This window comes from Algoriphagus sp. NF, assembly GCF_028823735.1.
GTDB classification, from domain to species: Bacteria; Bacteroidota; Bacteroidia; order Cytophagales; family Cyclobacteriaceae; genus Algoriphagus; species Algoriphagus marincola.
The window spans coordinates 34,396-55,741 of sequence record NZ_JAPEIB010000021.1 but is presented as its reverse complement, the minus strand read 5'-3'; the positions used below and the strand labels follow the sequence as shown (position 1 = coordinate 55,741).

Below are 21,346 nucleotides of genomic sequence, written 5' to 3'. Positions count from 1 at the left end.
TTGACTTGAAATTTTTAGCTTAGCTTAAACCGAATTGGCAATCGCATGCGGGTTCGAACTTCTCGTCCACGCTGCTTGCCCGGCTCCCAATTAGGTGCATTTTGAATCACTCGTAAAGCTTCCTCATCACAGCCAGCACCGATTCCTCGAAGCAGTTCCACATCTGTGATGGAGCCATCTGTATTGATCACGAAAACCGCAATCACTGTACCTTCGATACCCATTTCTTTTGCTTGGGCAGGATATTTTAGATTTTGAGTTAGGTAATTATTCCATGCCGCCATTCCACCAGAAGGTGTAGGAGGAGTCTCAACCACATCAAATATTTCATCTGCTTCGATCTCGACAAGCTTTCCATTAACCATTTCCTTTAATTGAACGGTGCCATCCGCATCTTGAATTTCGACCACATTTTCAGGTTTGATTGATTCATCATCTGCAAGATTTTGATCGCAGGCAAAAACTATTACCATCAGTGAAACCAACGGTATCACCATAAGAAAGCGGCTTTTGGCAGTGCTTCTTGATTTTTCTCGATTCATCATAATAATTCTCTTTTTGGTTTGAAACTGATTAAAGCTATTGGTAAGCTGCCAGCTTTGATCTTTTACAATCAGCCTGAGAAGCAGCCGAGAATAGTCAAATTGAGAAAAAGATTTCGTCACGCCCTGATCAGCCTGAAATTCATGAATCTCGCGCAATAACTTCTCATAGAGATAAGCTAGCGGATTAAACCAGAAAACAGCCTTAAATAAGTGAGTGAAAAGAAGATCCCAAGAATGACCTTTTGAAACATGGACCGACTCATGAAGTAATATCTGACGCTGATCTTCTTCCTCCGGCTCGAAATAGGGCAAAAGAATATATCCAAAATAGGAAGCCGGTTCAAAGCTTGGGTGGACTGCTATTTTCAGACCTTGGTAACTGAACTTTTCAACCAATTGAAGTTGGAAGAAAGGTTTTACCAATCCCAAAATCACCTTCAGCAAAGCAATCGAAAAACCGATCACATATACTGTCAGCATCAAATCCATCCAGTCAAAGGAAACTTCCTCTGTGGCAACCCCCTTACCCAATTCAAAAGCTGGTAGGGTAAACTCTGCCAAAGCATTTTCTGGGTTGGAAAACTCAAAAGATAGAAAAGGCAATCCTATGGATAGAACTAGAAGAACTATCAAAAATCCTCTATTCCATTCGAAGAAGGTGAGTTTTTCCAGCGTTAGCTTATAGAATAACAAGCCAATGGCCAGAATCAGACTTCCTTCGATCCACAAATCTATTAGCCAATTCATTTCTTAGCACTTTTTTCGGCATCATCTATTAGCTTCTGGAGATCTTTAATCTCATTTTTGGAGATTTTTTTCTCATTCACCATGAAGGATAGAAAGTTGCTCACAGAACCTTGGAAGAAATTAGAAACCATGTGATTGATTTTACCCTTGGAATACTCCTCCTGAGAAATCAATGGAATATACATGTGTGTATTTCCATAAACCTTGTGCGTCAAATACCCCTTGCTTTCCAAAAGGCGTACCGTGGAAGCGATCGTCGTGTAGGGCGGTTTGGGCTCATCAAGCTCATTCAAAATATCCCGAACTAATCCCTGCCCAATTCTCCAAAGTACCCGCATCATGCGTTCTTCATTTGCTGAAATCTCTTTCATAACTCAATAGTAAGATTAATTATTTAAACATACAACTTATTTTTCGTATTTCTACGATTCATGTTAACTAGTATCAATTTATTAAAAGCCTTCAATAATCAAAAGCTGAATTGCGATTAATTCAAATATCTTCTTGAAAAAGTCCTGAAAAGTGTAATGACTTTCTCAAATAAACAGGAAGTAAATTCTTGAATTTGATATAATTAGAGGAAAAAATCTATTCCTCTTCTACTATTTCAATGGATTCGGTCAAAACAGGACCCACAAAGAAATAACCTAGAATCTCACCGCTTCCTTGAGTAATTTGGATATTGGTGTCAGGATTTTGAGGCGGTGGACTGAAAAGTCCGCCATCATTAAATAGTAGACCCACGAGTTGGTTAAAGTATTCATATACATCGCGGTTCATACGGAAAAGCTCCAAGCGAACCTGATCTCCTTTTTCAAAAGCATAATTCAATTCTAAACCCTGAGAAAAAAATTCTACTCCGAAGGTGTCATCAAAAAGCAAATAATCCCCCCGATCGTTTTTGAGTGTATCATTTTCAATCACTCGAATCCGATAGTAATTATCCTCATCAAATGGAATCTTTCCATAAGCTTTGATATAGTACCCCTCCTCTCTGAATACGCGCTCCTCCCGAAATTCGAAAGTCAAACTATCCAATACCGGTGGCTCCAACATCGTCCCTTGGGAGCGATACTCTTGTTCATTCCATTTCACGAGCAATTCATAGCTCTCGCCTATTCGAGCCACTGATCTAGGGTCAAAAGGCTTGTAAAATCCAAACTGAGGTAAAAACTCAAACCTTGTAGTTTCATTGGTTTCGAGATTTCGAATAGATACTTCCGCATCCTGAATCAAAAGTTCATCAGAATTATCAAAGTAATCCTGAGCTAATGAAATTCGTACTTGATTGAAACTAGGATTATCCGTCCAGCTACCTTCTACAACAGGAATCAAGCCGTCAATAGTAGCTAATGGCAGTTCCACTTCCTCTTGGCAGGAAAAAAAACTAATTGCTAAGAATATGCTTAGTAACCGCTTCATCAAAACTGGAAGTTATAGGTGATAGATGGAAGAAAAGTGAATAAGTAAGTCATTACAATACCGCGTCGGGAAGATTCGACAGGACCATCGGAAGGACTGACGGTAATATCCTCGTTATATATCTCTCTAAACTCGTAAGCAAATGGGTTTTTGCGACCGTAAAGATTGTAAATGCTAAAATTCCAGCTTCCCCTCCATCGCTTGCCCTTATTAGAGTTTTTCCAAGTGACAGAAGCATCCATCCGGTGATAGTCAGGAAATCTGTCCTCATTTCTAAATGGTGAGAACAGAGGCAATTGCTGATTATCGGCGAGATAAGTGCCTACTGGGAAAGTGACCGCCTGACCAGTAGTATAAATAAAGGTCAATCCGGCAGACCACTTCGGAGAAAACTCATGGTTCAGTACCAAAGTGACATCATGTGGCCGATCGAACCGCGGATTGTATGCCTGCCCTTGACTGATACCTTCAATTTCTCTCCAAGCTCGAGACCAGGTATAAGCTAACCACCCGGTAGTTTTTCCTATATTTTTTCGAAGTAAAAATTCCACGCCATAGCTCCAGCCTCTCCCGGAAAGGATTTCAGTTTCTACATTATCTGTGAATAGAACCTGAGCCCCATTTCTCAAATCAATGATTCCCTCCAGTGTTTTGTAATATCCTTCCACAGACAGCTCCCATTTGTTTTCTTCAAAATTTCTGAAGAAGCCCAAAGATAATTGATCGCTTCTGATCGGATCGACATAACTATCCGCCAAAATCCAGCGGTCAATAGGAAGACCTGCAGAGCTGTTGGAAGCGATCTGCACGTATTGGAAATTTCGATTGTAAGCAGACTTGACGGAAAACTTATCATTGAAAAGATATCTAAAAGCTAAACGTGGCTCCAAACCTTGGTAGAATTGGATATTTTGGAAGCGATCATAGCGAACCGAATCTATCACTTCTGCCTCAGGACCAGGAATACCTCCCTCATACTCATACTTGACCCCATTTCCGAGCTGATTATATAAACCCCAGCGAAGACCTGCTTCCACACTAAGATTGCTCGTGATATCAAGAGAAGTACCTGCAAAAATATTGTTGAGCAGCCCATTTTTTGAATTAGTGGATATTCCCTGAATATTACTTCCAGGAGCGGGAGTAAGCTCAATGGGGGCAAATCGATAATATTGAGAGTGAAAGCCCCAATAGGTATTGATTCCTTTCCGATTGACTTGCCAAGTTCCTTTTACACCTGATTCAGAAAGGTTATTGCCCCACTCAAAGCCATTCTCCGGATCGTCGAAGTCGATCGAATACCGATAGCGCGAATGGTAGGCATTCAAGTCGAAAAAGGTATCGTCACTGATATTTCTAGACCAGGTGGCAGCACTCACCCAATTGGTCCAGCCCAAGCCAAACTGATCGTCAAGCCCCAAAAAATCCCTTCCTTGATAGGTACTTACGCTTAAGCGGTCACGGTCACCGATTCGAAATACAGCTTTACCACTGAGGTCGTGAAAATTCAGCTTGTTATTTCGAATTTCTTCATCTCTTGCAAAGCCCAAAAACACATCAGCATAGGTTCTACGTCCAGAAACTATGAAGGTAGAGTTTTCGGAAAAAAGCGACCCATCTATCGTTAATCGGGATGAAATAGTTCCTATCCCACCTTCTCCGTGGATTTGTTGGTTATTTCCTTCTTTGAGGGATACATCTATTAGTGAGGAAAGCCTACCTCCAAAAGAAGCGGGCATATTTCCTTTATATAGTTCTACTCCACTAAGCGCATCTGGATTAAAGACCGAAAAGAATCCAAAAAAGTGGGAAGGGTTGTAAACTGGGGCTCCATCTATTTGGACTAGGTTTTGATCAGCTGAACCTCCTCGTACAAAAAGACCCGTGGTTCCCTCTCCTGCTGTCTGTACACCAGGCAAAAGCTGTAAACTCCGAAGCAAGTCAACTTCACCGAATAAGGCGGGAATATTTTTGATCGTCTGAATCGGAACGCTGTTTTTACCAGTTTCCAGACTTCTGATATTCTGATCGGGTCTCAATTCCTGAATCAACACCTCATCGAGAGATAACTCATCAGGCCGAAGGAATATTTTGACGGTTTTGTTGAGATCTTTTTCCGTAATGGAACGAACAGATGTCTGGTAACCAACAAATGAGATAGTCAGGTTAGCAGGAAGATCAACCACGCTGATCTCAAATTCACCCTCAAGGTTAGAAACCACCCCGGCTGTTTTATTTCCTTCCCAGTAGATATTAGCGCCCGGAAGAGGAAATGAATTATCCACGTCAATCACAAAACCCTTTATCAGCTGCTCTTGAGCGATAGAGCGAAGAGGAAGTAAGCTTATTAATAGAATTAGAATTTTGAAAAAAATGGCTTTGGACATCAGGTAGGATATAATTCAGCTTTCAAGTACACGGCCTAAGCGGCTTAATGTTTGTTAATTTTCAAATGGAGTCACAAATCTAAACTTACCATTCATCCCAAAGGTTATTTCCTTGCTAATTATTTTATAATTTCAGGCCATGATTTGGGCATATCCTGATTTCAAACTTTTAATCATTCTAGCCGGAGCTTTTGCTTTGGGGTACTTATTTTACATCTCCAGATTCTGGTTGATCAATCGCCGACTTAAAGTCGAAAAACGACGATTGCTTACTAAACTCATTCTACGAACAAGCTACTTTATTCTTTTTCTTATCGCATTTGCAGGACCTTCTATTGGCACATCGACCAAGGAAGTCAAAGAGGAGGGCAAGGACATTTTCCTGGCCATTGACCTATCTCAGTCTATGAATGCGACAGATATTGGCCCTAGCCGTCTACAAAGGATTAAATTTGAATTGAAGGAGTTGATCAAAAATTTTCCTTCTGATCGAATTGGCCTTATTATTTTTTCCTCAGAAGCTTACATGCAATGTCCATTGACTTTTGACCAAAATGTCATTCAGCTTTATCTGGATGGACTCAATACCGGCTTGGTTCCTAATGCTGGCACTGACCTAAGTGGTCCACTTCGAATGGCCTTAGATCGATTTGTAAGCGATGTTTCTCCAGAAGTCAAATCCAAATCAGTGGTTCTGATTTCAGACGGAGAGGACTTCGGAGGAGAATATGAGGATGTAGCCGCTTCTCTTGCAGAAGCTGGTATCAAGGTTTTTTCTTTGGGAATCGGTACAGATGCCGGAAGCTCTATTCCTCGCGGAAATGGCGTGGTGATTGATCCCAATACAGGGAGACCTGCGGAAACAAGACTGGACCGGGATGCACTTCAAAAAATTGCCATCGAAACAGGTGGAAGGTATTTTGAAATATCGGATGTTTCTCAGGAAGTCAGTGATTTGATCGGTAATCTAGAGCGATTGGAAGGCGGCACCATCGGTACCCGACAGGTAGAAGCCTCTTCCAACAAATATTTCTATTTTCTACTTGCAGGATTGATCCTTTCCGTTTTGGATATGATTCTTCCCATCAAAACCATTAAACTTTGATATGAACGGTGGAAAATTAATCATCGGCCTTCTTTTACTCATTCCTTCCTCATGGATGCGTGATTCGGAATTGAATGCTGCGATTGATGTGGCTGGGGAGAGTTTTGCCAATGGAGAATACGAACAATCCTACCAGGATCATCTTGCCCTGCAAGAACGCTTCGGCGTAAGCTACAGTGAGTTGGATTTTAACCTGGGTCTTAGTGCTCAGTATTCAGAGAAGCTTGATGAGGCAGCAGGTTACTATGACAAAGCAAGTACGAGCGCGGATATGATTCTATCTTCCTTCGCATACAATCAGGGAGGTGTTTTACTTGGAAACAAAAAGGAATACGAAGCTGCGCTTAGTAAATTCAAAACAGCCTTGATCAAGGATCCATTAAACGAAGTCGCAAGATATAATTATGAATTGCTTGCCAGATGGATGAAGCGAGACGAAGAACGAAAAAATCAAGAGGAGAATCCTCCCGAGCCATCAGACTTTGCCAAGCGAAAAAAAGCAGAAGCTGATCGCTTGGTTGAACAATTCCGGTTCCGAGATGCGTTAAACCTTATGAATGAAGCGCTGGCTCAGGATCAAACCGTGGCAGCCTACCAGCAATTCATCACCACTCTTCAAGAAGTCACTGAGATCAATGAAAACTAAAATAATACTACTTTCAGCAATCATTTTCACCTTTTCACTGACGTCCTATGCCCAGACAGCCGGTGACTTTTTTAATAAAGCAGCTCGCTCCTACGTAAAGACTGAAAAGGAACAAGCACTCCAAACCGTGAATGATGGATTGAGTAAATTTCCGGGAGATAGCAAACTGCAAGCATTGAAAGATAAGCTTGAACAAGAGCAAGAAGACGAGCAAAATCAAAATCAAGAGCAGCAGAATCAGCAAAACCAAGAACAGCAAAACCAAGAGAACCAACAAAGTCAGGGAGAACAGGGCGAACAGCAGCAAAATCAGGATCAAGGGGAAAAAACAGAGCAGGATCAGGCAAAAGAATCTGAATCCGGAGATCCTCAGGAAAAAAGCCAGGATCCGGCCAGTGAAAACGCTAACGATCAGATGGATGCCAACCTTGCTGAGCGACAAAAAACTTTAGAGGAATTCAAGGAAAAGCTAAAAGCGATGAATTTGACCCCTGAGCAAGCTGCACAGATTCTTGAAAGTATGAATGCCGCAGAGCTCCGCTACATTCAACAGAATAGAAAAAAGGCCACTCAGCGACCCAAGCGGGGAATTCCTGACTGGTAAACCCAAAAGCGAAATATTTTATCAGAAAAACCCAAATAAACATGTTCAAAGAAGTATACATCGTATCAGCCGTCCGGACACCACTTGGTAGTTTCGGCGGAAAACTTTCAGGACTAACAGCAGTAGAGCTAGGTACTACCGCCATCAAAGGAGCTTTGGAAAAGTCGGGCGTAAAAGCCGAGGCTGTTCAGGAAGTTTTTATGGGAAATGTCATTTCGGCCAACTTAGGTCAGGCACCCGCAAGACAGGCAGCGATTGGAGCGGGGATAGGATATCAGGTTCCTTGTACCACGGTTAATAAGGTATGTGCATCAGGTATGAAATCGGTCATGTTTGGAGCTCAAAGCATCATGCTTGGCATCAACGATGTAGTTGTGGCTGGAGGCATGGAAAGCATGTCAAATGTTCCATTCTACGTACCTAAGGCTCGTTTTGGATATAAATATGGCAATGCGGAGTTTGTAGATGGCCTTGTAAAAGATGGACTTTTTGAGGTGTATTATAAGTTCCCGATGGGCAACTGCGCCGACAATACCGCTAAGGAAATGAATATCTCGCGAGAAGAACAAGATGCTTATGCCATTCAATCCTACCAGCGTGCAGCTGATGCTTGGGCGAAAGGATACTTCAAGGATGAGGTAGTTCCTGTAGAAATGAAGGGCAGAAAAGGCGAGACTATTCTGATCGATGAAGATGAGGAGTACAAAAACGTCATGTTTGAAAAAATCCCAAGTCTCCGTCCAGTATTCGATAAGGAAGGCACGGTCACAGCAGCCAACGCATCTACCATGAATGATGGAGCTTCTGCTTTGGTCTTGGTCAGCAAGGAAAAAGCAGATGAATTGGGTCTTAAGCCGCTGGCAAAAATCCGAGGCTTTGCAGATGCTGCTACTGATCCGCTTTGGTTTACTACCGCTCCGGCACTAGCCATTCCAAAAGCTATTCAGCATGCAGGTATCAGTGCCGATGAGGTAGATTTCTATGAGATCAATGAAGCCTTCTCAGCGGTAGCTTTAGCCAATCAAAAAGAATTGAAATTAGACCCAGCCAAGCTAAATGTCTATGGCGGAGCTGTTTCTCTCGGACATCCGCTTGGAGCATCAGGTGCTAGAATCATTTCCACCTTGAATTCAGTCCTTCATCAGCAATCCGGCTCCATTGGCGTAGCCGGAATTTGTAACGGAGGTGGCGGTGCCTCTGCTATGGTGATTGAAAAATTATAATCAAACCCACAAAGTATCCGCGGCATATTCTGTCGCGGATTTTTTTATGAAACGTTTTGCACCCTTCATTCTACTTCTGATTAGCCTCAGTCCCGTCTATGGGCAGGAAATGGTTCGGGTATTTTATGACGAGCAGCAGACCATGCTCAAAGAAATCTACCCCACCGTCAATGGAAAGGCAGAAGGAACTTTGAAACGGTTTAATGAAGAGGGTAAATTGATTCTACTCGGAAATCTCAAAGCTGATCAGCGTGAAGGGCTTTTCGTAGAATTGAATCCGGATACAGGAGACACACTGCGAACCATTCCTTTTCAAAACAATCTGAAGCATGGAGTAAGTCAGACATTCTTTTTGGATGGTACAATCAGACAAGAGCTCCGCTACGAAAATGATCAAATCGAAGGGCCGGTTACGACTTACTTTGAAAATGGTCAGCTTCAGGACAGGACTGAGTTTTCCAACAATGTCCCCAATGGAAAAAGTGAACGCTTTTTCCCGGATGGCGCTGTGCAGCAAATTATCCATTTTGAAGCAGGAAGGCTTCAGGGGCCATATGAAGAGTATTACCCAAATGGTAAAATCAAGCGAAGAGCAACTTACCGAGATGGGGAGCTAGAAGGTGAAGAGTTTACTTTCTATGAGGACGGTAGTAAAGATGTCGTAGCCAATTACAAGAAGGGATTCTTAGATGGTGAATACCTTGAATATTTTCAGGATGGAAGTATCCAAAAGAAGACATCTTATAAAAACGGGGTAATTTCTGGCGAGTCGAAGGAATTTTATGAAAATGGAAAACTGCGTCAAAAAATTACTTTCAAAAATGGAATTCCAACTAGCCCTCTCGAAACCTTTCATGCAGATGGAAAAAAAGCTTTAGTCCGGGAATTTTCTCCAAGATCTGATCTTGCAAGCCGAGAACTACATTATCACCCAAATGGTCAATTGAAAATGGAAATCACTTTCCTTCAAGGACTTGAATCCGGTGAAATCCAAGTATTTCGGGAAGATGGCTCACTTGAGGAAGTTCGCTTTTACCAGCGGGGAATTCCTACCGGCACTTGGGAGTATTATGATGAATCAGGCGAGCTAATCCGAACCGAGAAAAAAGAATCGATTAGAAAAAAGATTGATTACTAATCATTCCCTTTAATTGAATAAAAGCTTTCCTATTTTTGCCAAAACATCTGAATCATGAGCCACGCAATCAAAGAGACCAACTTCCAATTTCCTGCACAAATTGACTTTTATAAAGGAAAGGTAAGAGATGTCTATATTTTCGACAAAGAACTTGTAGTTGTGGCCTCTGATCGAATATCTGCCTTCGATGTGGTGCTTCCACGTCCTATTCCTTTCAAAGGCCAGGTATTAAATCAAATCGCAGCCAAATTCCTTGAAGCTACTTCTGACTTAGTACCTAATTGGGTAACCGCCACGCCAGATCCCAATGTCACAATAGGAAAACGATGCGAGCCATTCAAGGTAGAAATGGTAATTCGTGGCTACCTGTCTGGACATGCTGCTCGTGAGTATAAAGCCGGAAAGCGAATGATCTGTGGCGTCCCGATGCCAGAAGGAATGAAGGAAAACGATGCTTTCCCCACCCCCATTATTACACCGACTACCAAAGCTTCCGAAGGGCATGATGAGGATATTTCCAAAGAGGGCATCTTAGCGAAAGGAATCGTCAGCAAGGAAGATTATGAAGTCTTGGAAAAGTACACAAGAGCCTTATTCCAACGCGGACAAGAGATGGCGAAAGAAAAGGGGTTGATCCTGGTGGACACGAAATATGAATTTGGAAAGTACGAGGGAGAAATTTTTCTAATCGACGAAATTCACACACCGGATTCCAGTAGATATTTCTATGCGGATAGATACGAGCAAAACCAAAAAGAAGGAAAAGCTCAGCGTCAATTATCGAAGGAATTTGTGAGACAATGGCTGATTGGGAATGGCTTTCAAGGAAAAGATGGCCAGGAGGTGCCTGAAATGACTGATGAGATTGTACAAAGCATTTCGGATCGCTATATTGAGCTATTCGAAAAAATCACCGGAGAGAAATTTGTAAAAGCTGAAACGGATGCGATCGAAACCCGCATCGAAGAAGCAATAAAAAAGTATCTAAACGAAAACTAAAATCAACAAGTATCAAGCAGGAAAGTAAATTAATTATTGATTTTATTTCCGGGCAGGATTCATCCTTTCATTTCGAAGGAAAGGCAAAACAAAAATTATATGAAGTATAGCATTGACAAAAAAGAACAATATGTGATTTTCACTCCAATGGAGGAAAAATTGGACTCTACGCTAGCACCAAAGTTGAAATCTGAGCTTTTGACTGTGCATGCAGAAGGCTACGAAAAGCTTGTACTAGACATGAGCCACGTGAAGTATGTAGATTCCTCAGGGCTTAGCGCCTTATTGGTTGGAGATCGTGAATATGGAAACAATGGAGGCTTGTTTTTGATCTCTGGTGTGCAGGATCATGTGCTGAAGCTTTTGAAAATCTCCATGCTGGACAAAAAGCTTAATCTAGTCAATGACTTGGAAGAGGCTGGAGAAGCGGTCTTCATGCATGAAATTGAAAACGGGGCAGTAGAAGAGGACGAGGAAGAAGAGGATTGAGACCAGAATTTGAGGTAACGATACTTGGGAATACTTCATCGATTCCTGTACATGGTCGCAATCACACCTCCCAGCTCGTAAAGCTGGGAAGTGAATTGATGCTAATCGACTGTGGTGAAGGCACGCAAATGCAACTTCGCAGGTTTCGGCTGAAGTATTCCAAAATCAATTATATTTTTATCTCCCACCTTCATGGGGATCACTACTTGGGCTTGATTGGATTATTATCCAGTTTTCATTTGGCCAGGAGAAACAATCCTTTGACTATTTTTGGACCAAAAGGTCTAGATGAAATCATTAGTACTCACTTTAGATGGAGTAATACTCAATTGACATATTCAATTGATTTTCATATTACTACTGATGACGGATTAAATCTATTGGTAAACACCCCACAATTGATGGTTTATAGCTTCCCGCTTCGCCACCGTCTTCCTACCACTGGTTTTTTGATCAAAGAAAAAGCAGGTCTTCGTAACCTGATTAAATCAAAATTGGAAGCCGAAAAGTTACCCGTTGAAGCTATTCAATCCCTTCGGAAAGGAATGGACTATATCGGCGTAGATGGTTCATTCTATCCGGTGAGGGAATACTGCTACCCACAGGAAGCTACACGGACATATGCCTATTGTTCAGACACCATTTATTGGCCCGAATTGAAAGAATACATCGCCGGGGTGGATTTACTGTATCATGAGTCTACTTTCTTGGATGCGGAGAAAGAAAGAGCAGAGCTCACCATGCATAGCACAGCAGGTCAGGCAGCATCCATAGCAGCAGAATCTTCCGTAAAAAAACTGATTTTAGGGCATTTCTCCTCCAGATATAAGGATCTGAATCCTATGCTAGAAGAAGCCAAACCGATATTCGAAAATGTTGAACTCAGTGTAGAGGGAGAAATTTATCAACTATGACACGCAACGAATCTTCCAAAAAGACCAATCTCTTCATCATTTTGGGTTCAATATTTCTGACTAATGCTATCTTGGCGGAAATTATTGGAGTGAAAATCTTTTCAGCAGAGCGAACTTTTGGTTTTGAGCCTGTCAATTGGAAATTTTTTGGGGAATATATCTTGGACTTCAATCTGACCGCAGGCGCTGTAATTTGGCCTATTGTCTTTGTGACCACAGATATTATTAATGAGTATTTTGGAAAGAAAGGTGTTCGTAAGATAAGTTTTCTGACTGCAGGATTGATTGCCTATGTATTTGTGGTTATCAGCGTCGTGACCATTTTAGTACCAGCTGATTTTTGGCTGGATGTCAATGCTCAAACTCCTACAGGAGAATCCTTTGATATTTCCTATGCATTCAATACCATATTCCGACAGGGATTGGGAATCATCATTGGTTCACTCACTGCCTTCCTCTTGGGTCAGTTGGTCGATGTCTTTGTATTCCAAAAACTACGAGCCGTCACCGGATCAAAAATGATCTGGTTGCGTGCAACAGGTTCCACCTTAGTCAGTCAGTTTTTCGATTCATTTGTGGTATTGGGAATAGCATTCTACATCTTCGGAAATTGGGACCTAAGTCAAGTTATCGCAGTGGGAATCATCAACTATGTATACAAATTTTCAGTTGCAATTCTACTTACTCCCCTGCTCTATCTTGGACATGGGCTGATTGATCGCTATCTCGGGAAAGATTTGGCAGAAAAAATGATGAAAGAAGCCTCCTCCGATAGAACCTTCCTTTAAAAGCAAACTCAACAAGGGTCTACCAAATTATTTTTTATAAATCTCTCGATTTTTTAAACATTATTCTAAAACATTCAAACCTTCTCTTGTTTTACAAAATATTTATACGTACTTTTGCACCGTCAATTTTGACATAGAATAATTTTTTCTGAGCCGTGATTTCCTTACTGTCGCTTGTCTGGGATCAAGGAACATGGCAAGAAAAAGTAAGGAAACATCATGGAAAACAACACAAAATTCTCAGACCTGGGGATTTCGAAAGAAATTCTACAGGCAGTGGAAGAGATGGGCTATACCCAACCTTCCCCAATTCAAGAGCAAGCTATCCCTTACGTACTCGAAGGACATGACGTAATCGGTCAAGCCCAAACAGGTACAGGTAAAACAGCAGCATTCGCTATTCCGATCATTGATTTGGTCGACCCTGACTTCAACAAACCTCAGGCTATCATCCTATGCCCTACTCGCGAGCTAGCGGTACAGGTAGAAGGTGAATTCCAAAAACTGGCAAAGTATCATCGCAGAATTACTTCTGTAGCTATCTACGGTGGCGAATCAATCGACAAGCAGATTCGAACACTGAAGAAAGGCGTACAAATCGTAGTAGGTACTCCAGGTCGAGTTCAAGATCACATCAATAGAGGTACCTTGAAACTTGAAGATGCTGGAATCATCGTATTGGATGAAGCGGATGAAATGTTGGATATGGGCTTTAGAGATGATATCGAAGCCATCCTTCAAGAAATGCCTGAAGAAAGACAAACCGTCTTCTTCTCCGCAACTATGGCCAAGCCAATTATGGATTTGACCAGAAAGTATCAGAATGACCCGCACATCATCAAAGTGGCGAAAAAAGAACTGACTGTCGATCGCATCGAACAGATTTACTATGAAGTAAAGCCTTCCTTGAAAATGGAACTGATGGTTCGATTGATGACGGTAAATAACTACAATCTGTCGGTTGTATTCTGTAACACGAAGCGAATGACTGATGAGGTAACTGAATCTCTAGGCTCAAGAGGAATCGTAGCAGAAGCACTTCACGGAGACCTGTCCCAAGCACAAAGAGACAAAGTGATGGGTAAATTCCGCAAAGGAATCTGTAATGTCTTGGTAGCTACGGATGTGGCTGCTCGAGGAATCGACGTGGACAATGTAGAGGCAGTATTCAATTTCGATCTTCCTTTGGACGAAGAATACTACGTACACAGAATCGGAAGAACAGGCCGCGCAGGTAAATCCGGTGTAGCTGTCAACTTCGTGACCGGTCGTAGAGATACGATGAAGATCAAGGATCTTGAACGATTCACGAAGGCTTCCATTAATAAAATGGATCCTCCTTCTGTCAACGAACTGATTGACATGAAGAAGGCTCAGCTGGTAAAAGATGTACATCGCACCTTGGCCAAAGAAGAAGACAATCAGATCTTCGAAGAGACTTTGGGTCAATTACTTACTGAAGGACTTACCCCAGAGCAAATTGCGCTAGGTCTAATCAAAATGACCATGGGTGAGGCTGTTAAGGAACTTAGAGATCAGGATTTCTCCCTTCCTTCCTTCCAGGACAGAAGAAGAGAAAGAAATGATCGCGGAGATAGAGGCGGAAGATTTGAGCGTGGCGGAAGAGATCGCGATGGCGCACGTCGTGGCGAGCGAAGAGAAGGTGGTCGAGAGCGTAGAGGTGGCGGAAGAGCTACTGAAGCCAATATGGCTAGACTTTTCCTCAACCTCGGAAAGCGTGACCGTATCCGTCCCAATGACATCGTAGGTGCAATCGCCGGCGAAGCAGGAATCCCTGGACGAAGCATCGGTGGAATTGACATCTTCGACAACTTCTCCTTTGTGGACGTACCGCAGAAAGATGCCGATCATGTAATTCGCATCATGAAGCAAAACACCATCAAAGGGAAATCCGTAAATATGGAAATTTCAAAAGGTTGATTATAGGTTAAGGTTAATTTGGTTAAAGCACATTTCTTTCGGGAAATGTGCTTTTTTTGTATCAAAAATCAACCATGCCACTTTTTTTTCAAGAAAATATTCAGCCTCCTGAGGTCCAACTCGAACCAGAAGAATCCAAACATCTGATTCGTGTTTTAAGGAAAAAAACAGGTGATTCGGTAGATCTGACAGATGGAAATGGCAATTTGTATCATTGCAGGATTCAAGATGCTAATCCCAAAAAGACTAGCCTTCTGGTAATCGATGTTGAAAAAACTCCGGAAGATAATTTTCGAATTCATGTAGCAATTGCCCCTACCAAAAGTCCTGACCGTATGGAATGGATGGTAGAAAAAATTACAGAGATCGGTTTTCATGAAATCTACCTGATGAAGAGTCAAAATTCGGAAAGAACCTATTTGAAAACTGACAGACTCGAAAAGAAAATCATTTCTGCTTGTAAGCAGAGCAAGCAATACTTTAAACCCAGAGTCCATTCAGACATCATCTTTTCTGATTTGATAGCGAATACCGCATTTTCGGGTTTTCAAAAATTTATTGCCTATGTGGATGAAAACCACCAAAATCATCTTTTGGACGTAGCCAAACCCACTCGAGACTACCTTATTTTAATTGGACCAGAAGGTGATTTTGAACCTGAAGAAATCAAGCGGGCGATTTCAAATGGTTTTGAACCTGTCTCCTTGGGAAAAAGCAGACTTCGAACCGAGACTGCTGGACTCGCTGCTGTGCAGATGTTGCAGATATTAAACCGTTAAGCAGTTTATTTTTATAGAAATCACTTCAAGTCATTCTTGAAGTCATCAATTGATTTTGTATTTTAGTTTATTGTTTGAAATAATTCCCAAAGCTGTGCCGTACAAAGAGAAAATCATAGAGAAAAAATATCATTCAATCGGTGAAGTTGCCGACATGTTTAAAGTTGCTCCTTCGCTTATTCGCTTTTGGGAAGGAGAATTTGATATCATCAAACCCAAAAAAGACAAACGTGGCAACCGCAGATTTACGAAGGACGATATCCAAAAAATCCGTTTTGTCTATCATTTGGTAAAGGAAAAAGGGTATACGCTGGATGGAGCAAGGGAGGTCATTGCTCATGGACAGGAGCAAGGCTTTGACAAAGTTGCGGCAGTACAGAAGCTTCAGGAGATTAAAGAGTTTTTAGCGACCATTCGCGACGAATTCCATGCAAAATCCGGATCATGAACATATCCGGCGTTTTATTGCTTTGGCTCTGGCTCCCAAGATTGGGCCAAGCCTTTTCAAAGCGATATTAGCCTATTCGGGATCCCCAAAGGCATTTTTTGACATTCCAAAAGGTAAAGCTTCTAAAATCCCAAAAGTAGGTCCCAAGCTACTTGCACTTCGTGAAAGCAGAGAGGAACTCCTGCGAAAAGCGGATGATTTAATAGCAACTTCTGAGAAAAAGGGCTTTGAAATCCTTACCCATCTGGACCCAAAATTCCCCCAACGTCTAAAAGCACAGGAAGATGGACCCGTTTTGCTTTTTTCGAAAGGAAAAGCTGATTTGAATTTCGAACGAACCGTCGGAATAGTGGGTACCAGAAGTGCTACCTCTTATGGTCGGTCAGCCACAAAAAGAATCATTGAGGACCTTTCGGTTTATCAGCCTGCGATTATTTCTGGATTAGCATACGGGATTGACATTGAGGCACATCGAGCAGCTATTCATGCAGGACTTCCCACCCTGGCCGTAATGGGCTCCCCTATCGATCAGATTTACCCGGCAGTTCATAGAAAGACCGCCGAGCAACTTCAGGAAAGTGGAGCTCTTTTAAGTGAATATGCCCCAGGCAGCAAAATGATGCCGGGTAACTTTCCAGCAAGAAACCGAATTATCGCAGGTTTGTCAGATGCATTAATCGTGGTAGAAGCGGCAGCGAAAGGCGGTGCACTTATCACTGCAGAAATTGCTTACAGTTATGATAAGGAAGTATTTGCGGTACCAGGAAACCTTCAATCCAACTTTTCGGAAGGCTGCAACAATCTAATCAAGAAGATGAAAGCCTCTATTTACACTGGTCCCAATGATATTGCGGAAGCACTCTTTTGGACCAAACCTGGGGAAGAGAAGCTCTCAAAACCAAAATTGGATTTTTCAAATCGGGAAAAAGAGGAATTAGCTATTCTCACCCATTTACAGGAAAAGGGAGAATCCGAAATTGACCAGATTTGCTATGCGACTGAGATCCCGCTAGGCACTTTATCCTCGAAGTTACTTTCACTAGAATTCGAGGGAATCGTCAAGTCTCTTCCAGGTAAAAAATTCAAGCTTTTGGTCTAATTACTTTTTCAGTCTCCTGATCAACTTCGGATAGTACCAAAGATAGAAGCCACTGACTCCCATCAGAATCAATCCCAGTGAAGTCAAGGTGGAATAAGTTAGCTTCGAGCCTTCCCCGTCGGTGAAATAATAGTCCAAAATACTACCGTCATGCACTTTTTCGATCCAATCGGAATGTCGCGTTTTCACGGATAAAACTTCCCCAGAGAAACCATCGAGCTGCACTTCTGTAAAATGAGTTTTAAAAGTCACTTTGGCAATTCCTTTGTCCGGGCGAATATCAATTCTATCCACTTCCTCATCCCTACCCAGTTTCTTCATCTCCTCTTCCCCAATCCGAGTCATTTCGGATGGCAGAATCCAGGTTCCATTTTCCACCTGGGATTTGAGAGTAGGTGGAAGCAATTCAGCTTTCTTTTTCCAAGCCAACAGAATGGATGTAATCCCGATCAGGAAAAAGAATATCAGCAAAGGCAATCCCAGCCATTTATGCAAATAGCGGTAGTTTCGGGTAGCCTTGACTTTGTGCTGGATTTTGGAGCTACTCATATTCAATAAAAAACAGAATTGGCAAGTTTCATGGCTTCTCCAAGCTCAGCCTTATTTAGTTGCAGGTCAAAGCCCTCTCCTTCCAATGCCTCAATCATCACTTCTGTAGCCATATTTCCAACTAAATCATCCTTGGCCATCGGACATCCTCCAAAACCTTTCAGTGCTCCATCAAATCTTCGACATCCTCCTTGGACTGCAGCGAGTACCTTTTCCTGGATAGATTCCTGACGGCTATGCAAGTGAGCCCCGAAAGTGAGGTGGGGAAAAGAGTTGATTTGTACTTCAAAAAGCTTTGTAATCAAATCCGTATCAGCTACTCCAATCGTATCACTCAGTGAAATGGTCTTTACATCCAACTGATCAAGTTTTTCTACAAATTCTGCCACCAATTCCGGTGAATATGGATCGCCGTAAGGATTTCCAAATCCCATGCTCAGGTAAACTACCTGTTCTTTGCCCTTGATTTCACAAAGATTTTGAATTGACTCGACAGTCTCTAAAGCTTGGGCAATGCTAGCCTTGGTATTTCTTTGTTGAAAGGTCTCAGAGACAGAAAGTGGAAAACCAAGGTAATCGATTTCTTCAAACTGCAAGGCATCCTCCGCGCCTCTAACATTGGCCACAATCGCCAATAGTTTGGATTGAGCTTTATGCAAATCAAGCATTTCCAACACCTCAGCTGTATCCCGCATTTGAGGAATGGCTTTTGGACTTACGAAGCTACCAAAATCAATGGTGTGAAAGCCTACCTCTAAAAGCTGATTGATGTAGGCTGCTTTGATGGAAGTATCTATGAAATCCGGAATTCCCTGCATGGCATCCCGTGGACATTCGATCAATTGAATCATGCTCGAAGATAGGCAGAATGATGAAAACAAACTTCCAAAAATGTCTGAGCAGAGAATAGCCTGTTTGTCTGCTCAGAATTGAAAGCGCATCAATCAATTACGTTTTTCCTATTTGAGAATTTTCCGGAAGCAGGTCTGCTTGGCTTGGGATCGTTGGGTTTGGATTCATTTTGCGAAGCTTTCGGCTGAAACTTCTCAGAAGGATTAGTCTTTTTGGAAAAATCTGAACCTCGCTTTTTGAATTTAGAACCACCTTTTTTCTTTTGGAATTTGGGTTTGTCATTTCTGGATCTTTTATCCTCCCTACTATAAGCAGGGCCTTTTTCAAATCCTTCAGGCAATTCCAACTGGTTGATTTCCATACCGATTAGTTCTTCAATTCTTCGGAATTTGGGTTGATCCTTGGGATTAACAAAAGTGATCGCTTCACCTTCCATATCAGCTCTTGCGGTTCGACCCACTCGATGCACATAATCCTCGGGATCTCCTGGAGTATCAAAGTTGATCACTAGTTCAATCCCAACCACATCAATTCCCCTAGAAATAATATCCGTCCCCACCAGAATTTTCAAGGTCTTATTCTTGAAATTAGACATGATCTTCTCACGCTCAACTTGCTCTAGATCAGAATGAAATGCTTCTACTTCAAACTTCTTTCGCAGGACTTTATGAAGCGACTTGACCTTATCCTTAGTTGAGGCAAAAATGATCACTGCTTCATAATCTTTCTGAGAAAGGATATTGGTTACAAGGTCTTCCTTTTGGCCATCATACACAGAATAAAAAGACTGTGTCACGCCTTCTGCTGTTTTGCCTAATGCGATGGAAATCTCCTCCGGGTTTTGAAGGATTTTCATACTAAACTGCCGGATTTTAGGTGGCATGGTAGCAGAAAAAAGAACTGTCTGGCGGTTTTTTGGGAGGTAATTGATGATTTTTAAAATATCGTCAGAAAAGCCCATATCCAGCATTCGATCAGCTTCGTCTAGAATCAGGTGCTCAAGTGAACTCAAGTCTATTTTTCCACCAGCAAGCAAGGCAATCAATCTTCCTGGCGTTGCTACGACGATTTCTGCTCCAGTCTCGAGCGCTTTTTTCTGCTGCTCCCAAACGATTCCATCACCACCTCCATATACTGGGATAGAACTGATTCCCAAGAAGTAAGCAAATCCTTGAATCTGCTGATCGATTTGTATGGCTAGTTCTCGGGTAGGTGCTAAAATCAATGTATTGAGTGAAGAACTGCCTGATTTCGAAATTTTATTTAAAACCGGAAGTATAAAGGCAGCCGTCTTTCCTGTGCCAGTTTGTGCGCAGGCAATCAGGTCTCTATTTTGAATGATAACCGGTATGGCTTTTTCCTGAATGGGGGTAGGCTTTTCAAAGCCCATAGCATCCAGTCCTTCTTGTAGACTGGATTCAAAATTAAATACTGAGAAATCCAAAATGGGATAATTAAAGTGATAAAAAGCTTTACGAAGCTCATCAAATATAACTCGAATTCGGCTTGAAAGCCAATCTGCAAGCGATAAAGTCCTTCATCGACAGTTCAATTGAAATAACGTTCTGATTTGACTATCTTTCTTCAGTCTTATTTGATCGCCCTTTTATGTCAAAAACCCTTGCTCAAATTTCAATTTTCCTGCTCCTGTTTTTATCAGGCCTCGTTCAAGCTCAGAACTTTTCCATTTCGGGTAAAATTGTCGATTCGGAATCCGGGGAGTATATCGATGGAGTAAGTGTCACACTTCGTGGTACTGCTTTTGGTACAACCACTGTGGCTGGTGGTAATTTTGAATTTAAAAATCTACCAAAAGACAAATATATACTTGCGGTCAATTACAATGGATACAACCGGCTAGAACAAAGCATCAAACTCAAAGAAGATACAAACTTGGGAACCATTTCACTAGTAAGACTAGGTGCCTCAGGAAGTGGACAAGCCCTGCAAAAGACCATTCGAGCCGATAATATCATTCGCCTTCTCAATGAGCGCCCCAATTTTATTGGAGGAAATATGGTGTACGGAATTCCACCGGAACCCAAAAAATTAGAAGGAAATAATTATCTGGACAGCAAATGGAATAGAGCCTCTATCCTACTCTACCGAGACCAGCAAATGCTGGAAGGATTCCGTGCGCGTTATAACATTGTATCCAATATGTTTGAACTGATGGAACCAGAGAATAACCTGGTGTCTGTCATGCCTGGCCTACGAGTCCAAAATATCGTGTGGATAGACTCCACCTACCAAGTGCCTAGATATTTTGTGAATGGTATGGACTTCCGGGAAGATGGAGCCCCCATTTCTGGTTTTTTCGAAGTGCTTGTTGATGGAGAACTTTCACTGATGAGACGAACGACCACCTTCCTCAAAGAATCAAATTATAATCAAGCCCTGATGGTTGGGGAGCGAAATGACAAAATTCTAAAGCGGAATACCTATTACTACCTAGAGGGCAAAAACATCATTGAAATCCCAAGAAAGCGAAAGAAGTTCTTCCAGATTTTTGGAGACAAAGCCGAAGAAATAGAAGCTTACACTTCCAACAATAGCTTCAATGTGAAAGACCCCAGTGCGATATTTCAAATATTCACCCACTACAACTCAATGTTCCCCGGATTCAAACCTATTATCAATCAGCTACTTGATGAAGTAGACCAACCCTAAA

Annotated in this window: 20 protein-coding genes and 2 pseudogenes; 14 read left to right on the top strand and 8 right to left on the bottom strand. The window is 42.0% G+C overall.

All coding sequences use genetic code 11. From position 1 onward, the window contains the following. Positions 1–14: 14 nt before the first annotated feature. From OU792_RS18640 to OU792_RS11415, 5 genes and pseudogenes are all read right to left on the bottom strand, one after another. Positions 15–338, bottom strand: a pseudogene (locus tag OU792_RS18640) (energy transducer TonB); the annotation flags it as partial. A 216-nt stretch (positions 339–554) separates the two neighbouring features. After that, a pseudogene (locus OU792_RS18635) lies at positions 555–1,025 on the bottom strand (M56 family metallopeptidase); the annotation flags it as partial. 263 nt (positions 1,026–1,288) lie between these two features. Beyond that, positions 1,289–1,663: a BlaI/MecI/CopY family transcriptional regulator gene (locus tag OU792_RS11425; RefSeq protein WP_024282649.1), complete on the bottom strand. Its 375-nt coding sequence runs from the start codon at positions 1,661–1,663 to the stop codon at positions 1,289–1,291. Between the two features lie 217 nt (positions 1,664–1,880). Next, positions 1,881–2,714 carry a DUF4249 family protein gene (locus OU792_RS11420; RefSeq protein ID WP_134201696.1) on the bottom strand — a complete coding sequence of 278 codons (834 nt, stop codon included), beginning with the start codon at positions 2,712–2,714 and terminating at the stop codon, positions 1,881–1,883. Further along, complete coding sequence (locus OU792_RS11415; protein WP_274670237.1) at positions 2,714–5,101, bottom strand: TonB-dependent receptor; 2,388 nt, start codon at positions 5,099–5,101, stop codon at positions 2,714–2,716. The genes OU792_RS11420 and OU792_RS11415 overlap by 1 nt, the downstream gene beginning before the upstream one ends. A 139-nt stretch (positions 5,102–5,240) precedes the next feature. On the opposite strand from OU792_RS11415, the gene OU792_RS11410 reads away from it, so the two are divergent. The 13 genes from OU792_RS11410 to dprA all read left to right on the top strand — a co-directional run bounded on the left by OU792_RS11410 (position 5,241) and on the right by dprA (position 17,274). Beyond that, complete coding sequence (locus OU792_RS11410) at positions 5,241–6,206, top strand: vWA domain-containing protein (protein ID WP_133391430.1); 966 nt, start codon at positions 5,241–5,243, stop codon at positions 6,204–6,206. 1 nt (position 6,207) lies between these two features. Next, positions 6,208–6,852, top strand: coding sequence for a hypothetical protein (locus OU792_RS11405; protein WP_274670236.1), 645 nt, complete (start codon positions 6,208–6,210; stop codon positions 6,850–6,852). Further along, a complete protein-coding gene (locus OU792_RS11400) occupies positions 6,842–7,456 on the top strand; it encodes a hypothetical protein (RefSeq protein ID WP_274670235.1) in 615 nt (204 codons plus the stop codon). The genes OU792_RS11405 and OU792_RS11400 overlap by 11 nt, the downstream gene beginning before the upstream one ends. Before the next feature lie 41 nt (positions 7,457–7,497). Beyond that, positions 7,498–8,679 (top strand): acetyl-CoA C-acyltransferase, encoded by a 1,182-nt coding sequence (locus tag OU792_RS11395; RefSeq protein WP_100626808.1) that lies wholly within the window; start codon positions 7,498–7,500, stop codon positions 8,677–8,679. A 46-nt stretch (positions 8,680–8,725) separates the two neighbouring features. After that, a complete protein-coding gene (locus OU792_RS11390) occupies positions 8,726–9,817 on the top strand; it encodes a toxin-antitoxin system YwqK family antitoxin (RefSeq protein WP_274670234.1) in 1,092 nt (363 codons plus the stop codon). Positions 9,818–9,871: 54 nt separating this feature from the next. Beyond that, positions 9,872–10,816: a phosphoribosylaminoimidazolesuccinocarboxamide synthase gene (locus tag OU792_RS11385; RefSeq protein WP_274670233.1), complete on the top strand. Its 945-nt coding sequence runs from the start codon at positions 9,872–9,874 to the stop codon at positions 10,814–10,816. A gap of 99 nt (positions 10,817–10,915) precedes the next feature. Further along, positions 10,916–11,305 (top strand): STAS domain-containing protein, encoded by a 390-nt coding sequence (locus tag OU792_RS11380; RefSeq protein ID WP_026946560.1) that lies wholly within the window; start codon positions 10,916–10,918, stop codon positions 11,303–11,305. Then, positions 11,302–12,219, top strand: a complete 918-nt coding sequence (locus OU792_RS11375) for a ribonuclease Z (RefSeq protein WP_274670232.1) — start codon at positions 11,302–11,304, stop codon at positions 12,217–12,219. The genes OU792_RS11380 and OU792_RS11375 overlap by 4 nt, the downstream gene beginning before the upstream one ends. Next, positions 12,216–13,007 (top strand): queuosine precursor transporter, encoded by a 792-nt coding sequence (locus OU792_RS11370; protein WP_274670231.1) that lies wholly within the window; start codon positions 12,216–12,218, stop codon positions 13,005–13,007. Before OU792_RS11375 ends, OU792_RS11370 begins: the two co-directional genes overlap by 4 nt. Positions 13,008–13,226: 219 nt before the next feature. Beyond that, positions 13,227–14,948, top strand: coding sequence for a DEAD/DEAH box helicase (locus OU792_RS11365; protein ID WP_274670230.1), 1,722 nt, complete (start codon positions 13,227–13,229; stop codon positions 14,946–14,948). A 74-nt stretch (positions 14,949–15,022) separates the two neighbouring features. Next, positions 15,023–15,727, top strand: coding sequence for a 16S rRNA (uracil(1498)-N(3))-methyltransferase (locus OU792_RS11360; protein WP_274670229.1), 705 nt, complete (start codon positions 15,023–15,025; stop codon positions 15,725–15,727). A gap of 94 nt (positions 15,728–15,821) precedes the next feature. Then, complete coding sequence (locus tag OU792_RS11355; RefSeq protein ID WP_026946565.1) at positions 15,822–16,175, top strand: MerR family transcriptional regulator; 354 nt, start codon at positions 15,822–15,824, stop codon at positions 16,173–16,175. Further along, the gene (gene dprA / locus OU792_RS11350) at positions 16,156–17,274 is read left to right on the top strand and encodes a DNA-processing protein DprA (RefSeq protein ID WP_274670228.1); all 1,119 of its coding nucleotides are present in this window, start codon (positions 16,156–16,158) and stop codon (positions 17,272–17,274) included. Before OU792_RS11355 ends, dprA begins: the two co-directional genes overlap by 20 nt. Here the strand turns inward: dprA and OU792_RS11345 are convergent, their stop codons facing one another. The 3 genes from OU792_RS11345 to OU792_RS11335 form a co-directional block, all read right to left on the bottom strand. After that, the gene (locus tag OU792_RS11345) at positions 17,275–17,823 is read right to left on the bottom strand and encodes a PepSY-associated TM helix domain-containing protein (RefSeq protein ID WP_274670227.1); all 549 of its coding nucleotides are present in this window, start codon (positions 17,821–17,823) and stop codon (positions 17,275–17,277) included. It lies immediately after the preceding gene. A gap of 2 nt (positions 17,824–17,825) precedes the next feature. Next, complete coding sequence (locus tag OU792_RS11340; protein WP_134201683.1) at positions 17,826–18,674, bottom strand: hydroxymethylglutaryl-CoA lyase; 849 nt, start codon at positions 18,672–18,674, stop codon at positions 17,826–17,828. 89 nt (positions 18,675–18,763) lie between these two features. Next, the gene (locus OU792_RS11335) at positions 18,764–20,119 is read right to left on the bottom strand and encodes a DEAD/DEAH box helicase (protein WP_026946569.1); all 1,356 of its coding nucleotides are present in this window, start codon (positions 20,117–20,119) and stop codon (positions 18,764–18,766) included. A 164-nt stretch (positions 20,120–20,283) separates the two neighbouring features. On the opposite strand from OU792_RS11335, the gene OU792_RS11330 reads away from it, so the two are divergent. Then, entirely contained in the window at positions 20,284–21,345 is a 1,062-nt protein-coding gene (locus OU792_RS11330) for a carboxypeptidase-like regulatory domain-containing protein (RefSeq protein WP_274670226.1), read from the top strand. The last annotated feature ends 1 nt before the right edge of the window (position 21,346 follow it).

What these genes read in the sequence shown, in the direction of transcription:
- OU792_RS11425 (WP_024282649.1), bottom strand. Translation starts at nt 1,663, where the DNA reads ATGAAAGAGATTTCAGCAAATGAAGAACGCATGATGCGGGTACTTTGG.
- OU792_RS11420 (WP_134201696.1), bottom strand. Translation starts at nt 2,714, where the DNA reads ATGAAGCGGTTACTAAGCATATTCTTAGCAATTAGTTTTTTTTCCTGC.
- OU792_RS11415 (WP_274670237.1), bottom strand. Translation starts at nt 5,101, where the DNA reads ATGTCCAAAGCCATTTTTTTCAAAATTCTAATTCTATTAATAAGCTTA.
- OU792_RS11410 (WP_133391430.1), top strand. Translation starts at nt 5,241, where the DNA reads ATGATTTGGGCATATCCTGATTTCAAACTTTTAATCATTCTAGCCGGA.
- OU792_RS11405 (WP_274670236.1), top strand. Translation starts at nt 6,208, where the DNA reads ATGAACGGTGGAAAATTAATCATCGGCCTTCTTTTACTCATTCCTTCC.
- OU792_RS11400 (WP_274670235.1), top strand. Translation starts at nt 6,842, where the DNA reads ATGAAAACTAAAATAATACTACTTTCAGCAATCATTTTCACCTTTTCA.
- OU792_RS11395 (WP_100626808.1), top strand. Translation starts at nt 7,498, where the DNA reads ATGTTCAAAGAAGTATACATCGTATCAGCCGTCCGGACACCACTTGGT.
- OU792_RS11390 (WP_274670234.1), top strand. Translation starts at nt 8,726, where the DNA reads ATGAAACGTTTTGCACCCTTCATTCTACTTCTGATTAGCCTCAGTCCC.
- OU792_RS11385 (WP_274670233.1), top strand. Translation starts at nt 9,872, where the DNA reads ATGAGCCACGCAATCAAAGAGACCAACTTCCAATTTCCTGCACAAATT.
- OU792_RS11380 (WP_026946560.1), top strand. Translation starts at nt 10,916, where the DNA reads ATGAAGTATAGCATTGACAAAAAAGAACAATATGTGATTTTCACTCCA.
- OU792_RS11370 (WP_274670231.1), top strand. Translation starts at nt 12,216, where the DNA reads ATGACACGCAACGAATCTTCCAAAAAGACCAATCTCTTCATCATTTTG.
- OU792_RS11365 (WP_274670230.1), top strand. Translation starts at nt 13,227, where the DNA reads ATGGAAAACAACACAAAATTCTCAGACCTGGGGATTTCGAAAGAAATT.
- OU792_RS11360 (WP_274670229.1), top strand. Translation starts at nt 15,023, where the DNA reads ATGCCACTTTTTTTTCAAGAAAATATTCAGCCTCCTGAGGTCCAACTC.
- dprA (WP_274670228.1), top strand. Translation starts at nt 16,156, where the DNA reads ATGCAAAATCCGGATCATGAACATATCCGGCGTTTTATTGCTTTGGCT.
- OU792_RS11345 (WP_274670227.1), bottom strand. Translation starts at nt 17,823, where the DNA reads ATGAGTAGCTCCAAAATCCAGCACAAAGTCAAGGCTACCCGAAACTAC.
- OU792_RS11340 (WP_134201683.1), bottom strand. Translation starts at nt 18,674, where the DNA reads ATGATTCAATTGATCGAATGTCCACGGGATGCCATGCAGGGAATTCCG.
- OU792_RS11330 (WP_274670226.1), top strand. Translation starts at nt 20,284, where the DNA reads ATGTCAAAAACCCTTGCTCAAATTTCAATTTTCCTGCTCCTGTTTTTA.